15 protein-coding genes are annotated in these 13,713 nt (G+C 44.4%); 8 read left to right on the top strand and 7 right to left on the bottom strand.

Annotated features, from left to right (window positions below; translation table 11 throughout):
* Positions 1 to 34: 34 nt before the first annotated feature.
* Entirely contained in the window at positions 35 to 796 is a 762-nt protein-coding gene (locus QWY16_RS17910) for a dimethylarginine dimethylaminohydrolase family protein (protein WP_300990594.1), read from the bottom strand.
* Positions 789 to 1,694, bottom strand: a complete 906-nt coding sequence (locus QWY16_RS17915) for a dimethylarginine dimethylaminohydrolase family protein (protein WP_300990595.1) — start codon at positions 1,692 to 1,694, stop codon at positions 789 to 791. Before QWY16_RS17915 ends, QWY16_RS17910 begins: the two co-directional genes overlap by 8 nt.
* Before the next feature lie 145 nt (positions 1,695 to 1,839).
* On the opposite strand from QWY16_RS17915, the gene QWY16_RS17920 reads away from it, so the two are divergent.
* Positions 1,840 to 2,601, top strand: coding sequence for an IclR family transcriptional regulator (locus tag QWY16_RS17920; RefSeq protein ID WP_300990596.1), 762 nt, complete (start codon positions 1,840 to 1,842; stop codon positions 2,599 to 2,601).
* Between the two features lie 88 nt (positions 2,602 to 2,689).
* Here QWY16_RS17920 and QWY16_RS17925 read toward each other — a convergent pair whose 3' ends face one another.
* Positions 2,690 to 3,943 (bottom strand): MFS transporter, encoded by a 1,254-nt coding sequence (locus QWY16_RS17925; protein WP_300990597.1) that lies wholly within the window; start codon positions 3,941 to 3,943, stop codon positions 2,690 to 2,692.
* A 292-nt stretch (positions 3,944 to 4,235) separates the two neighbouring features.
* Here QWY16_RS17925 and QWY16_RS17930 point away from each other — a divergent pair, with 292 nt between their 5' ends.
* Positions 4,236 to 5,063 carry an alpha/beta fold hydrolase gene (locus tag QWY16_RS17930; protein WP_300990598.1) on the top strand — a complete coding sequence of 276 codons (828 nt, stop codon included), beginning with the start codon at positions 4,236 to 4,238 and terminating at the stop codon, positions 5,061 to 5,063.
* Between the two features lie 161 nt (positions 5,064 to 5,224).
* Here QWY16_RS17930 and QWY16_RS17935 read toward each other — a convergent pair whose 3' ends face one another.
* Positions 5,225 to 5,446, bottom strand: coding sequence for a helix-turn-helix domain-containing protein (locus tag QWY16_RS17935; protein WP_300990599.1), 222 nt, complete (start codon positions 5,444 to 5,446; stop codon positions 5,225 to 5,227).
* Positions 5,447 to 5,461: 15 nt separating this feature from the next.
* Positions 5,462 to 5,944 carry a DUF2975 domain-containing protein gene (locus tag QWY16_RS17940; protein WP_300990600.1) on the bottom strand — a complete coding sequence of 161 codons (483 nt, stop codon included), beginning with the start codon at positions 5,942 to 5,944 and terminating at the stop codon, positions 5,462 to 5,464.
* A 297-nt stretch (positions 5,945 to 6,241) separates the two neighbouring features.
* Here QWY16_RS17940 and QWY16_RS17945 point away from each other — a divergent pair, with 297 nt between their 5' ends.
* The gene (locus QWY16_RS17945; protein WP_300990601.1) at positions 6,242 to 6,553 is read left to right on the top strand and encodes a hypothetical protein; all 312 of its coding nucleotides are present in this window, start codon (positions 6,242 to 6,244) and stop codon (positions 6,551 to 6,553) included.
* Between the two features lie 90 nt (positions 6,554 to 6,643).
* On the opposite strand, the gene QWY16_RS17950 is transcribed toward QWY16_RS17945, so the two are convergent.
* Positions 6,644 to 7,162 (bottom strand): GNAT family N-acetyltransferase, encoded by a 519-nt coding sequence (locus tag QWY16_RS17950; protein ID WP_300990602.1) that lies wholly within the window; start codon positions 7,160 to 7,162, stop codon positions 6,644 to 6,646.
* A gap of 253 nt (positions 7,163 to 7,415) precedes the next feature.
* On the opposite strand from QWY16_RS17950, the gene QWY16_RS17955 reads away from it, so the two are divergent.
* Entirely contained in the window at positions 7,416 to 9,071 is a 1,656-nt protein-coding gene (locus QWY16_RS17955) for an alkaline phosphatase (protein WP_300990603.1), read from the top strand.
* A gap of 246 nt (positions 9,072 to 9,317) precedes the next feature.
* Here the strand turns inward: QWY16_RS17955 and QWY16_RS17960 are convergent, their stop codons facing one another.
* A complete protein-coding gene (locus QWY16_RS17960; protein ID WP_300990604.1) occupies positions 9,318 to 9,932 on the bottom strand; it encodes a TetR/AcrR family transcriptional regulator in 615 nt (204 codons plus the stop codon).
* A gap of 174 nt (positions 9,933 to 10,106) precedes the next feature.
* On the opposite strand from QWY16_RS17960, the gene QWY16_RS17965 reads away from it, so the two are divergent.
* From QWY16_RS17965 to QWY16_RS17980, 4 genes are all read left to right on the top strand, one after another.
* Positions 10,107 to 10,877: an SDR family NAD(P)-dependent oxidoreductase gene (locus QWY16_RS17965; protein WP_300990605.1), complete on the top strand. Its 771-nt coding sequence runs from the start codon at positions 10,107 to 10,109 to the stop codon at positions 10,875 to 10,877.
* An 88-nt stretch (positions 10,878 to 10,965) separates the two neighbouring features.
* Entirely contained in the window at positions 10,966 to 11,724 is a 759-nt protein-coding gene (locus QWY16_RS17970) for an SDR family NAD(P)-dependent oxidoreductase (RefSeq protein ID WP_300990606.1), read from the top strand.
* 77 nt (positions 11,725 to 11,801) lie between these two features.
* Positions 11,802 to 12,545: a glucose 1-dehydrogenase gene (locus tag QWY16_RS17975; RefSeq protein ID WP_300990607.1), complete on the top strand. Its 744-nt coding sequence runs from the start codon at positions 11,802 to 11,804 to the stop codon at positions 12,543 to 12,545.
* Positions 12,546 to 12,716: 171 nt separating this feature from the next.
* Entirely contained in the window at positions 12,717 to 13,439 is a 723-nt protein-coding gene (locus QWY16_RS17980) for an NADPH-dependent F420 reductase (protein WP_300990608.1), read from the top strand.
* Positions 13,440 to 13,713 lie beyond the last annotated feature (274 nt).

The following is a 13,713-nucleotide window of genomic DNA, read 5'->3' on the forward strand; positions in this document are numbered from 1 at the left end:
CCCGTTGTTATTTTTGAACACCCCGTAATGCTTTTTAAAAGCGCAGCGACAGGCAGCTGAGCCCTCCGTCATGTTTCTGGAATTCCGACATTTCCAGTTCGATTGTTTCCAGTCCGCGTTCTGCGAGTTTGCGTTTTGTGTCGTCAAAGCCTTTCGGAATGATGACGTAGTCGTTGACTTTGATGCAATTCGCCGAATATTCGTCCGCATCGGGAATTTCCACTTTTTCGTAATCGCTGAAGTCCGGGTGATTTAAAAATTCTCCGGCTGCCGCAATGGTATGGTTCCCGAGATAGGCAATCCCTGTTTTCAGGTGGAAAAATTCCTGCAGTTCCACAATGGTTGCCGTGTACCCTTCCGTTTCGACAATGTTTTTGAACTGCTGTGCCCCTTCACGGTTCGTGCGTTCTGAAATGCCGACATAAAAATGTTTGTCCACTTGCAGAACATCGCCTCCGTCAAGCGTACCGGGTGATGTGATGTAATGGAATTTCGAGTAGAACTTCTTCAATACCGCTTCAATTTCTTCTTTTTCGCCGTTTCGACTTTCGGCACCCGGATTCGTGATGATAGCGAATTCCGGCGTTACGACGGCTGCATCTTCGACGAACGTCGAATCGGGGTATTCTTCGCTTTCCGGCAACTGCGTCACTTCAACGCCGCATGCTTTCAACGCTTCAACGTAAGCGGCATGCTGTTCAAGCAGGCGTTCATAATCTGGTGTACCAAGATCTGAAGTGGTTAATCCGTTGACATAGCTTTTTCCTGGTGTTTTTACGATGACATTTTTATACATGTGATAAGCTCCTCTTTTCTGAAATTGGTACCCGCACTGCCGGGCTTGTCAGGCACGTGGGCCCTCCGGTTCCTTTGACGCTGATTTCTTCGCCTTTATATTCATATACTGTTGCCCCTGCCTGTTCCAGCTGCTGTTTGGTCGACTCATTGCCTGCCACCATAATGCAGACGCGCGGTGCAACTGCCAGCACATTGCAGCCAAGCAGGTCGTATTCCGCTTTCGGCACTTCAATGAGCTGGATGCCCCGTGACAGCAGCAGTTTCCGGAAAGCGACCGGCATCAGCGGCGAGTAAACAACGGCGAGGTCCTGATCGACCATGCTGATGAACGACATCAAATGAAGGCATTCCTCTTCCCCGTCAGCGTGAGGCAGCTGGACTTCGATAAATTCATCGACCATATGCGCTGTCATTTCCTTTATCTGGCGGATCGCTTCTGCATTGGTTCTGTAGCCGTTTCCAACTGCCAGCACCCGGTCATCGAGCCAGACGATGTCGCCGCCGTCCGAAGTCGCGTCTCCCGTCAATTCCCCGATAATCGGAATCCCTTTTTCTGCAAGGAATTTCTTATACACTTCCGCTTCCGGCTGGCGCAATGCTTTGCCGGATTTCAAGATGATTGCCCCTTCCGGCGTGAATTTTACCGGGTCATGCGCATAAATCGAATCCATGCTGACTTCTTCAGACTTCGGAAGATAATCGATTGTCGGCACGTGCTGCTCCAATAGCGCAATAAATTCAGCATATTCTTTCTGCGCTTCTTCGTAATCGGGTTCCGACAAGTAATTGACTTTCCGCCATTCTTTTCCGATATGCTCCTGGCTGATAAAAGCGTCAGCCGGATGCTTGACGATTACCCGCTCCAGCGGTTGATACATCGAGGAACTGTACTTCATTGCGATTCTCCTTTTTCCGCATTACGGAAATCTTTTCCGTTATGTGAAAAGTTATTTTTAGTAATATAAGATAATCATGTTATAATGTCAATATCTTTAAAGTGTTTTGACAATATAAATTTTTATGCAGATAGGTGGAGACTCTATGCAATCAATCGACCGTGCAATGGGCGTTATAAAGATTCTGGTGGATAAAGCAGCCGAAGACGGCATGTCCATTACCGAGCTGTCCAATGAATGCGATTTGCCCGTCAGTTCAATGCACCGTGTATTGAAATCCATGTCGCAGCACGGCATGATTCAGCAGGATCCGAAGACGAAACGCTATAACCTTGGGAATATCTGGCTTGAATACGGCTTGCATATGTATGACACGATGGACTACACCAGCAAAATCCGGCCGGAACTTGTGCGCTTGACCGATGAAACAGAAGAAAGCGTCTACTTGAGCCAGCCGATGGGTTCTGAATCGCTGATCATCGAGCGCATCGACAATGAAAAACATGCCATCCGTGTCTATGACAAGCTCGGTTCGCGCATTCCCATGCATATCGGCGCAGCAAACAAAGCGATGCTTGCCCATATGCCCACTGCTGAAGTGAAAAAAATCCTCAATCAATATGTTTCTAAAGAACAGCAGCCGGCGTTCTGGGATTTGCTCGAGGCCATCAAACAACGAGGCTGCGCCATCAGCCACGGGGAACGGACGGAAGGCACGGTCGGCATCGGCGCCCCGATCCTGAACCATTTTGGCCAGGTGCAAGGGGCGGTCAGTGTGGGAGTCGTCAGCTATAACCTCACCGAAGAGCGGCTCAAATTTCTGACCGGCAGTGTCCGTGAAACCGGCAGGCGGATTTCCGCCAAACTTGGGTACAGCGAAGTGCAGGAACGGCGTTACAGAAAATGAATCACAAAAAAGACTGGAGAGTTCTATTAACCTAGAACTCTCCAGTCTTTTTCGTTAGCCGGCATCAAGGTTCACCTCGAAGCTGGATTTAACCTCCAGCTTTTTGGGACTCTTTTTTCACAATGCCCATTGCAATGAGCAGCAGCACGATGACGGCACTCAATATGCCGGCCATGAACAGCCAGCCGTATGTAAAAGATCCCGTCGCATCGACGATATAGCCGAACAGCGGCGGACCGATGATGACGCCCCATGAACCGAGCATCAAGCTGAAGCCGCTGGCAATCCCTGCCTGTTCAATCGGCACCAGTTCGGTCGCGGCGTTCATCCAGATGCCGTTGAAGCCGGAAATGCAGAAGCCGAACAGCACCGTTAGCGGGACGAGCACCCAAAAGGGAGTACCCGGAGGCATCAGCGCGATGGTGATTGACGCTGCGATGGAGAAAGCCGCGACTATCACCAGCACAATGATCCGTTTTCCCTGAAACAAATTGTCACTGATCATTCCCCATGCCACCCGGCCGAACGAACCGCTGACTTCGGAAATGACGAGCAGCATTCCAGCCAGCACCAGGCTGATGCCGATGTATTCGTAAGCGTATAGCACAATGTACGTATTCAGAATCAACTGGCTTCCGTTCAAGCCCATAGCGCCGAAACTGACCAGCACAAGGGGCTTTTCTTTGAACAGCAGAAAAATCGAAGCGAACAGACGGGCCGGTTTCTCATCAGCCATGACTTTTTCCGCTTTATCCGGCGGGTCGAAATAGAATCTTTTGGCAAAAATGCCGGTCACGATCAAGAACAGGCAGGCTCCTATCATTACCGGCCGCCATCCCCAGGCAGCAGCAGCCGGAAGCAACAGCAGCGCCGCCAAGGCTGAACCAAGCGTAACCCCCATTTGCTTGATCCCCATGGCGGTCCCGCGCTTTTCGGAAAACCAGTAGATGATGCCTTTGTTCGAAGTTGGATGCATGGCACCGTATCCTGCACCGCCGAGCGCCACCAAAAGCAGGATCAGCCAATAGAAGGAAGTCACAGCCATCAGGATAAAAGACAGACCGAGACACAGCGACAGCAGGAAAAGCAGTTTTTTTGACCCGACCCGGTCAACTAAAAAGCCTGCAGGAATCGCTGCGAGTGACTGTCCTAAAAACAGCGCCGCCGGCAGCATGCCGATCTGCGCTTTCGTCAAAGACAAGTCGTCCCCGATCAAGACACCAAGAGGCGCCAGGCTTCTGCCGACAAAAGCCACCATGATCTGGGCGATGAGCAGCCATATCAGCATATGCCACGGATTGAGAGGCATTGCTGCACCGTTATGAATGATTGTTTTGTTCATATGCTTCATCTCTTTTTCAAGCTTAAGTGGCAACTTGCCTGTCATTTAAGCAAAGTATTTTTTCTTTTCTTCAAGTCAAATCGGGCAATTTAAAAACCTCTACAAAGGGAATTCTATATAGGCTGCGAAGTTCCTTGTTTTTATTGGTCTGTGAGTGATAAAGCCTAAGCGGCGCATAAAATGATTTCCCCCAATTCATAAAAGATATTCTTTTCCGAATTGTTTAGCAACGACCAAGAAGGGAATCTTAACTATTAGGAATAGACTGCATTAAATCAAAGGAGGAAAAAAATTGGGACATTATGTGGAAGTGGAATCTGGCGTCAAAGTATATGTAGAAGATGTAGGAATCGGGCAACCGATCGTTTTTATCCACGGCTGGCCATTGAACAGCAAAGCGTTTGAAATGCAGATTAGCGAACTGGCGTTACACGGTTTCCGGTTTATCGGCATTGACCTGCGAGGCTACGGAAAATCGGATAAACCTTGGGCAGGCTATGATTATAGTACACAAGCGAGCGACGTTAAAGCAGTGGTCGATCATCTTGGCCTTGAAAATATCGTGCTCGCCGGCTTTTCCATGGGCGGGCCGATAGCTATCCGGTATTTGACCAAGTACGGTGAACACGGCGTGGATAAACTGCTGCTGATGGGCGCTGCTGCTCCTTTGTTCACGCAGCGGGATGATTTCAAGATTGGCTTGAGACCGGCGGAAGTGGATGACATTATCTCACAAGTCAAAAAAGACCGCCCTGCTTTTCTTGCCCTGTTCGCTAATATGTTCTTTGAAAAGAAGAAATCGGATGAATTTTTGGACTGGTTCAAGTCGCTCGGTCTTGAAGCGGCTGCCCACTCGACCATCAATTCCGCCATCGCGCTTCGCGATGAAGATCTGCGGGATGAACTGGCTGGCATTTCTCTTCCTACTGCGATTTTCCATGGTCAGAAAGACCAGATCTGTCGTTATGAACTTGGAGAAGAACTGGAAAAGCAAATTCCAAACTCTGTCCTTGTACCGTTCAAATACAGCGGCCACGGCATCAATGGCGATGAGCCCGACAGATTCAATGAAGAAATGATCAGATTCTTAAAGAGCTCCGGTGTCAAAAGAGCGGAATAACCGCAATGAAGGTTAAAATAGAAGCTCTGCATTTTTGGTTCCGATCTTCGATAATCATTGGAACTTCAGACTCCTGCCGGGAATTTAAAAAGGTTCTTCCGTTTTGGAAGAACCTTTTTTGCTCTGCATCTGGAGGTTGATAAAGAGACAGAAAAAGACCATCAAAGTCGATGGTCTTCTTCCCTTTTGTACTCGAGGACATCTCCAGGCTGGCAGTCCAGCGCTTTGCAAATCGCTTCTAAAGTGGTTAATCGAACGGCTTTCGCTTTTCCGTTCTTCAATATGGAAAGGTTCGCCATCGTAATGCCCACCCGCTCCGAAAGTTCAGTGACGCTCATTTTCCGTTTAGCGAGCATCACGTCAATGTTGATGATTATTGCCATATTATTCACCTCAGCTCAGACTATTAAATCATTTTCCGCTTTTATATCGATGGCATCCTGTAAAAGCCTTTGGAGAACGGCGGCAAAGACCGCGATCACCGTTGAAGCAAAGATAACGAATAATCCCATCAGTACGCCCGGCGCATCATCCACTTTTGTCAGGATGTATAAGAACGGCAGTTCCAATACAAACAAAATGACGATGGCAATGGCACTGTATTTGATCCTCTTCAAAGCCTTTACCGATGCTTCCGAGAAAGCCTCGTTCTTATCAATATAACTTAAAAGCTTCAAGGTCTGATACAGAGCAAAGAAAAAGGGAATCATGGCAGCATACATCCCGATTAATAAAGGATATTGCAGACTGGCCAGTTCCGGCCCTTGCCAATACGGTGAATTGGGATCGAATCTCGTCAATCCGTATATGCATATGGCAAGTATGGGGAGCCCGAGAAGAAAAATAGCTATTTTCAAAAAGATCGTTGAACCACGTTTCATAAAAAGCACCTCACTTATTTATTGTCATTTTGATTCTATCATTATTTTTATCGTTTAACAATAAATATTTATTGCTTAATGCTATATTATTATTGTTGTCAGGTTATTTTTTCTGCTAGATTAAACTAGCAGACCGCAAAGTCCACAACATAAATGCCATTAGAGCAAGCTAAAATGAACATCAAATTCTAACGTAAAGAAGGGTTTTCCTGCTTTATTTTCCTTCAGCGGTAATCAGCATTCAGGGAATTTATGTTAATATTCAGGTAAACTCGAGCTGGCAGGAGGAACTAAGAAATGAAAAAAGCTGGAATCGTACTAATCATACTATTAATCATTTCAGCAAGTGTTTTTGCTGCCTTCCACTACAAAATGCATGGTGTGGAACAAGCTGTGCTGGCTCATTTGATAAACGAGGAAAAAGTGCCGGCAGACCGGATACAGCTAACGGAAGGGTTTATTGCCAACCTGTCCGGTGAAAGAAACTGGATGGTTGCCGTTAAATTGAAACAAGACGATAAATCGTATTTCTACTATAAAAACAGCCAAGGCGAAGTGATTCTGGAATCCTATACCGAAGACGGCGTCGAACACTATGTCGATGAGTGACAAGACGTTTATAGAAAACAATTCAGAGATGCTATGGCAAAGAACCATATCTCCAGGCTCTCAGCTATGCCTCATTCACTCTTTTTACTTTTATTTCACATATAAGGCTGGAAGATCGTGCCATCCATACGACACGTCCCGTACTTCGGTTCCGCCAAATGAACTGGTTCTGTGATTATATTCTTTTCCTCCTATGCGTTCATAAAAACCGAGTCCCGATTTATTTTGTTTCATGACCCAGACCATCATAGAATGGATGCCGTTTTCTTGAAAATGCTTTGCAATGGCTGAAACAAGCCGCTTTCCAGCACCTAATCCTCTACATTCCTGTAAGAGATACAGCGAATATAGTTCTCCATCAAAATTCTTCTCTTCAATTCTTTTACCCGAGGCAAAACCTATGATTTTCCTTCTATCGTCTATGGCCACATAAATAAAAGCTTCATTTCCGCCAATTAAAAAATCATTCCAATTTTTTTGTGCCTCTTCATACGATAATCCTGCCAGATATTCGTCCGGTACCAAACCGCGATAAGTAGTCCTCCAACTATCCACATAAATCTTTGCTACGTGCTTAATATCTTCTTTCGTTGCTTTTCTGATTTGCAAATCAAATACCTCCAATGGTCAAGCAAGAAAATGACAAAACTTATTATGGTATATCAAACAAGGATACAAGGTCTTCTCCGTTAGTTGCCATGAATAATAAAAATAAAAATGGACTTATCACTCTATTGTAAATGTCATTTACATGATTTTACATAAATATTTCAACAAATTCACACTAGTGAAATATTTACACACTAAACTAATAGTGAACTAACCTAACAGGCTGATATTACTTTAGAGGAGGAACATGAACATGAAACGCAATTTTAAAAAGAAGGCTGCCGGGATATCAATCGCTGCCGCTGTCGCTATTTCTTCTTTAGGCTTGGCCGCAAACGGGACGGTAACGGAAGCGAATAACAAGAAAAACGAGCCGACCAACGTCATTATGATGGTGATGGACGGAACAAGTGCCGGTGCCACCAATTTGGCAAGATGGTATAAAGGCGAAGATCTGGCAATGGATCAGATTCTTGTCGGAGGCATGCGCACCCATTCTGCAGAATCGGCAATCACCGATTCAGCGCCTGCTGCTACTGCTTTAGCAACTGGAAACAAATCAAATGATAAAGTCGTGGGCCTTCTCCCTAAGATCGTGAATACACCGGGCGTCGATCCAGTGGACCCTGAAGATACATATAAACCGGTAGCCAACGTGTTAGAGGGAGCACAATTACGCGGAAAAGCTACAGGAATCATCTCTACTTCAGAGATCCAGCATGCAACGCCTGCCGGCTTCTCTGCTCATGCCGTTCACCGGAGCAACTATCAGGATATTGCTGAACAGCAAGTGTATCAAGAAATCGATGTTGTCCTCGGAGGAGGAAAAGAATCCCTATTGCCGGGGACAACAAAAAATGCGCGGGTTGATGGCGAAAACTTAGTAGAAGTCATCGATGAAAACGGCTATGACTTTGTCGAAACAAAAGAGGAACTTTTGAATTCGAAATCGGATAAGCTATGGGGAGCTTTTGCACCTTCCGCTCTTGCCTATGACTTTGACCGCCAAGCAACAAACGATGAGCAGCCTTCTCTTGCTGAAATGACGAAAAAAGGAATTGAGACTTTATCAAAAGATGAAGACGGATTCTTCATGTTTGTCGAAGGAAGCAAAGTGGACTGGGCAGCACATGCGAATGATACAATCGGAATTATAAGCGATGTGCTGGCTTTTGACGCAGCCGTAAAAGAAGCGGTAGACTTTGCAAAAGCGGATGGCAATACGATGGTAATTGCAGTCAGCGACCACGGAAACAGCGGGATCACGATTGGGAACATGAACACCAACTCAAATTACCCTGAAATCCCAGTGTCCACTTACATCAATCCTTTGAAGAAGGCGTCGATGACCGTCGAAGGAGCTTTGAAGACCTTGAAACCTGACCGCTCAAACATGAAAGAAGCGGCAGAACTTTACGGTTTGGATAACTTAACGGAAGAAGAACTCCGTGCATTAAAACAATCGAAAAAATTGCAGGCGGACATGACGAAAATGCTTGCAGAACGCGCGAACATCGGCTTTACGACTGGCGGCCATACGGGTGAAGACGTCTTCTTATACGCTTACGGCCCATCCAAGCCATTTGGTTTGCTAGACAATACGGACATTGCAAAAACAATGGCAGAATATATGGAATTTGATCTAGGAAAAACAACGGACAAATTATTCGTCAATGCGAAAGAGTCTTTTGAAAACAAAGGATACACAACGCGCATCGATGTAACAGATGCGAACAACCCTGTATTTATTGCAGAAAAGAATAAGATCACAATCAAATTGCCGATCAACAAAAACATTGCCCATGTAACACAAAACAAAAAAGCATATACTAAGACGCTTGAAGGCATCACCGTTTATAACGGAAAAGATTTCTATGTATCAAAAGATGCCTTGAATCTATCAAAATAAAACAGAGAACGCGGTGCTTTCTTCCAGTTATTTTAACTTGGAAGAAAGCACTTTTCATTTACATAAGGAAAGAAGAGAATCTTTTTAAAACATAGCGTTGTAAAAGTCCAGTTTTACAGACAAAAGGGAGATAAGATGTGCTTTGACCAGCCTCTTTTCTCCCTTCGTATTTAAGCAGTTTCCGGTATTCCGATGACATGTAAACCAAAAATCTTATTATACTTTTAGCAGCTGAAGGTAGCTTATTCAATGTAAACGTCTTTTGTTTTTTATTCGGGTGGTCCCGTGCGAATATTTAAATATCTTCCCTAATTCTTTTGAGAAGTCTTCCGTTTCTGAAGGAAAATCTGCTATAACCCAATCCAGGATGACTCCGATTAATCCGTAGCCATAATATTTATTCAGCAGATCCTTATCTAAATTATTCCCTTCCGTTGTGTCCTCCATATCAAAATCCTCTAAAAAGATAGCAACCACCTGATTCGATAATTGGCCGCGAAAATCAATGCGTATATTTTCCCCCAACAGGGTTTGGTAATAGTTCCCGTATTCCTTAAAATGTCTAAGAATAAAGATAGCCTCGTTCTCTAAACTCAGAACATCGATTGAATCCTCGTTAATATAGGGAGCTCGTTGGGCCCTCCTCGCTTCATGAAAAAGCGAATCAATGATCTCATTCAATAAATCATCTTTCTCCCTATAGTGATTATAGAAAGAGCCCCTGCTATATCCAGCCAAGCTGATAATATCCTTGATGGTAATTTGTTCATATTTCTTTTGTTTCAATAATTCAATGAAGGCATTATAAAAGTCCAATTTTGTTCGGCGTACTCTTTTATCCAAATACTCGAATTCAATCATAATTTCCCCCCCTCAAAGTTTTTTTATACATTTATCCAGGATTTGTCCAGTAGTGAACATTCTCTGTTTTTCTATCCATCGATGTAAGTATACTATTTTGTTAAACTGAAAGCGCAAACAAATACTGAGCGGAAATCGAAACGGTTTCAGCAATTTAATATAGGAGGTTATAAAATGGCAAGATTAGACGGGAAAGTAGCAATCATTACGGGCGCTGCAGGCGGCATGGGGCTGACGATGGCACAGACATTTGCCGAAGAAGGAGCAAAAGTGGTTGCGGTGGATGTCCAATTCGAACTTCTACAAAAAGGTGTAAACGAAATTAACGCTTTGGGCGGGGATGCACTGGCTTTGAAACTGGATGTGACTTCTCCTGATGAATGGAAAAGCGCGATCGATGAGACGGTTAAAAAATACGGGAAGGTCGATGTGTTAGTCAATAATGCAGCGATTCAAATAGGAAAAAGTGTGAAGGAAGCAACATTAGAGGAATGGAACAAAGTGCTGGCAATAAACGCAACCAGCGTATTTCTGGGGATGCAAACGGTTATTCCTCCTATGCAGGAAAACGGCAAGGGTTCCATCATTAACATGTCTTCCATCGGCGGCATTGTCGGAGGTGCTCCTGATGGTTATGATGTCGCTTACAGTGCTTCGAAAGGGGCTGTTCGGTCGATGACCAAACACGCAGCAAAAGTACTGGCTCCTGATAATATTCGGGTGAACTCTGTACATCCTGGTGTCATTAACACCCCGATGGTAGAGAAATCGTTGAAAGAGTATCCTGAATTGAGAGAAACAATCGAAGCTAATTTTCCGCTTCCGCCGCATCTGGGCGATCCAAAAGACCTTGCTTATATGGTGTTGTTTTTAGCATCCGATGAATCAAAATTTGCTACTGGCAGTGAATTTGTAGTCGATGGCGGAGCTATCTCAACAAGGTAACTAGGTATTCATTGACCTTCACCCTTGAAAGAATGATGAATTTACTTGATTTCCACTTAATTAACTAACAAAAAAAGGATGATATGAGATGAAACTATTAGAAGGTAAAGTAGCGATTATTACGGGCGGAGCAAAAGGCATGGGCGAATTCCATACAAAGAAAATGGTTGAAGAAGGGGCTAAAGTTGTCATCGGAGATCTTGACGTTGAAAACGGCGAGAAACTGGCAAAAGAACTCGGGAAAGAACAGGCGATTTTTGTGAAGCTGGATGTAACACAACCTGACAGCTGGGCCAATATTGTTCAAGTGACCAAGGATACGTTCGGCACCATCGACATCCTGGTGAATAATGCCGGACTGGCCGGTGCGATTACAGGATTGTTGGATATTGAAGAAGGCTTGTATAAAAAGATTATTGAAATCAACCAGGATGGCACTTTTTACGGCATGCGGGCTGTCTTGCCTACAATGGTTGAGAAAAACAGTGGGTCGATTATCAACATTTCTTCCCTTGCCGGCCTGCGCCACGACATTACGGTGAACCCGGCTTACACAGCTTCAAAATTTGCAATCAGAGGCCTGACGAAACAAGCGGCCTATGAGTTTGCGGACAAAAACATCCGCGTCAATGCGGTTCTTCCAGGAGCCATACTCACACCGATGGCAGAAGCTACGTTAACGAAAGAGCAAATTGATGAAGTATCGAACACTCTGCTTCCAATGAAACGTTTTGCAGATCCAAAAGAAGTTTCCGAACTGGTCGTATTCCTGGCATCTGATAAAGCGAGTTATATTAGTGGTGGAGATTACGTTATCGACGGAGCCAGAGCGACGATCAATAAATAAACTGAATATTTAAATAATGCCTGCAGTTTCAAAACTGCACGCAATGGAGTCCAACTTAATTATGAGGAGGAATGGAAATGGCAAGACTGGATGGTAAAGTGGCTGTTATTACAGGTGGCGCAGGAGGTATGGGGACCACTCATGCTAAACGCTTTGTAGAAGAAGGCGCCAAAGTTGTTATTGCCGATTTAGGAAGGAGCAATGGAGCTGACCTGGCTGAAAAACTGGGAGAAAATGCTCTCTTTATCGAATTGGACGTTACAGATGAATCGAGTTGGAAAAGTCTTGTGGAGCAAACTGAAAATACATTCGGCCCTATTGATGTCTTAGTCAATAATGCCGGGTATATTTCCATCAATTCCATTGAAGATACTACGTATGAAGAATATAAAAAAACAATTGCCATTAACCAGGACAGTATATTCTTGGGCATGAAATACGTTTACCCTTCGATGAAAAAAACGAAGAGCGGATCAATCGTCAATATTTCTTCCGCGTCAGGAATCGCTGGCGGGGCTTCTCACAGTCCTTATGTAGCTGCGAAATTTGCGGTTAGAGGATTAACAAAAGCAGCAGCAGCTGAGTTTGCGCCAGATAATATTCGTGTGAACTCCGTACACCCAGGCAACATTCGGACACCTATGACTGACCAAGACAGCAATCGAGAGCTGATTAAAGCCATGATAGAAGATGTACCTCTTAAACGATTAGCTGAACCGGAAGAAATTACGAATTTAGTGCTTTATTTAGCTTCTGATGAGTCCAGCTTTTCAACTGCAGCTGAATTTATTGCTGATGGTGGTTTAACGCAAATCATCTGAAATCCTTAAAATTGATTTTGGGGGTTAACTCTTGTTTTAATTGAATAGAAGCTATTGAAATTGTCTGCGCGATTTACTAATCATGCAGGCAATTTTTTGTTAAGACATTTAAACATTCCATAGCAGGTGCTAAATCATCATCAAACCAGCTTAAAATTAGGAGGAAGAATCATGAGAATTGGAATTATAGGTGCGGGACCAATAGGAGCGAGCATTTCAAGAAAATTGGTTGAAGTTGGCCATGATGTCAAAATTGCAGATGCCCGGGACATCGGACGTTTAGAAGGAAAGGATATTGCGGGAACACCAGTGAGTGCAGAAGATGTTATCAAAGAAATTGATGTTCTTTTGCTGTCGCTGCCTCTTCATGCAATTCCGGGGATCCGCCACCTTACAGATCAAGTTGGCGAGGAAGTGATTGTTGCAGACACGTCCAACTACTACCCTTTCAGAGACAACAAGATTGAAGAAATTGAGAACGGCATGGTGGAAAGTGTCTGGGTCTCACAGCAGTTAGGCAAACCGGTCATCAAAGCCTTCAGCAATCAATTAGCTCATACCTTAGAACATAAAGGAATCCCCGAAGGTGCGAGCGGGCGTATTGCCATGGCGGTTGCAGGCGATGACCCATCCCAAAAACAGCTGCTCATGGCCCTCGTTAATGAGACAGGTTTCGATGCAGTGAATAGCGGCTCGTTAAGTGATTCCTGGAGACTGCAGCCCGGAACGCCTGCCTACTGCACAGAATTAACGAAAGCAGAACTGACGGAAGCCTTGAAAAAGGCAGATAAAGAGAAAGCCCCTTTCCTGCGGGACAAGGTAATGGAAAAGTTTTCAGCTGAATTATCACATGAAGATATTGTGAATCTTAATAGGGAGACGTATAATTCTTAATTCAGTACCCCATAATATTTATTTGGCATTCTCAGGTAATCGAATTGACTTATTTGCAGACTGAAATCATCGCATTCTATGGATGAATCCATTAGAGAAGCACTAGGCATTACAACTTACTTTCTTCTTCAACTACTTTTTAATCGTTAATAAGAATGATTAATATAAATAAAGAAGCCTGCCAGCTGAAAATTCAGCTGGCAGGCTTCCTTTTTCATGTGTATTTCATTAAGAGAAAACACTTCTGATAATTCTTCATGTGTAAACTAATTCA

This window comes from Planococcus shenhongbingii, from assembly GCF_030413635.1.
In the GTDB taxonomy this organism is placed as follows: domain Bacteria; phylum Bacillota; class Bacilli; order Bacillales_A; family Planococcaceae; genus Planococcus; species Planococcus shenhongbingii.

Excerpts from the sequence above, each read along its gene's own strand:
- QWY16_RS17925 (WP_300990597.1), bottom strand. The coding sequence starts at position 3,943 with ATGAACAAAACAATCATTCATAACGGTGCAGCAATGCCTCTCAATCCG.
- QWY16_RS17970 (WP_300990606.1), top strand. The coding sequence starts at position 10,966 with ATGAAACTATTAGAAGGTAAAGTAGCGATTATTACGGGCGGAGCAAAA.
- QWY16_RS17915 (WP_300990595.1), bottom strand. The coding sequence starts at position 1,694 with ATGAAGTACAGTTCCTCGATGTATCAACCGCTGGAGCGGGTAATCGTC.
- QWY16_RS17955 (WP_300990603.1), top strand. The coding sequence starts at position 7,416 with ATGAAACGCAATTTTAAAAAGAAGGCTGCCGGGATATCAATCGCTGCC.
- QWY16_RS17965 (WP_300990605.1), top strand. The coding sequence starts at position 10,107 with ATGGCAAGATTAGACGGGAAAGTAGCAATCATTACGGGCGCTGCAGGC.
- QWY16_RS17910 (WP_300990594.1), bottom strand. The coding sequence starts at position 796 with ATGTATAAAAATGTCATCGTAAAAACACCAGGAAAAAGCTATGTCAAC.
- QWY16_RS17920 (WP_300990596.1), top strand. The coding sequence starts at position 1,840 with ATGCAATCAATCGACCGTGCAATGGGCGTTATAAAGATTCTGGTGGAT.
- QWY16_RS17945 (WP_300990601.1), top strand. The coding sequence starts at position 6,242 with ATGAAAAAAGCTGGAATCGTACTAATCATACTATTAATCATTTCAGCA.
- QWY16_RS17940 (WP_300990600.1), bottom strand. The coding sequence starts at position 5,944 with ATGAAACGTGGTTCAACGATCTTTTTGAAAATAGCTATTTTTCTTCTC.
- QWY16_RS17980 (WP_300990608.1), top strand. The coding sequence starts at position 12,717 with ATGAGAATTGGAATTATAGGTGCGGGACCAATAGGAGCGAGCATTTCA.
- QWY16_RS17935 (WP_300990599.1), bottom strand. The coding sequence starts at position 5,446 with ATGGCAATAATCATCAACATTGACGTGATGCTCGCTAAACGGAAAATG.
- QWY16_RS17975 (WP_300990607.1), top strand. The coding sequence starts at position 11,802 with ATGGCAAGACTGGATGGTAAAGTGGCTGTTATTACAGGTGGCGCAGGA.
- QWY16_RS17960 (WP_300990604.1), bottom strand. The coding sequence starts at position 9,932 with ATGATTGAATTCGAGTATTTGGATAAAAGAGTACGCCGAACAAAATTG.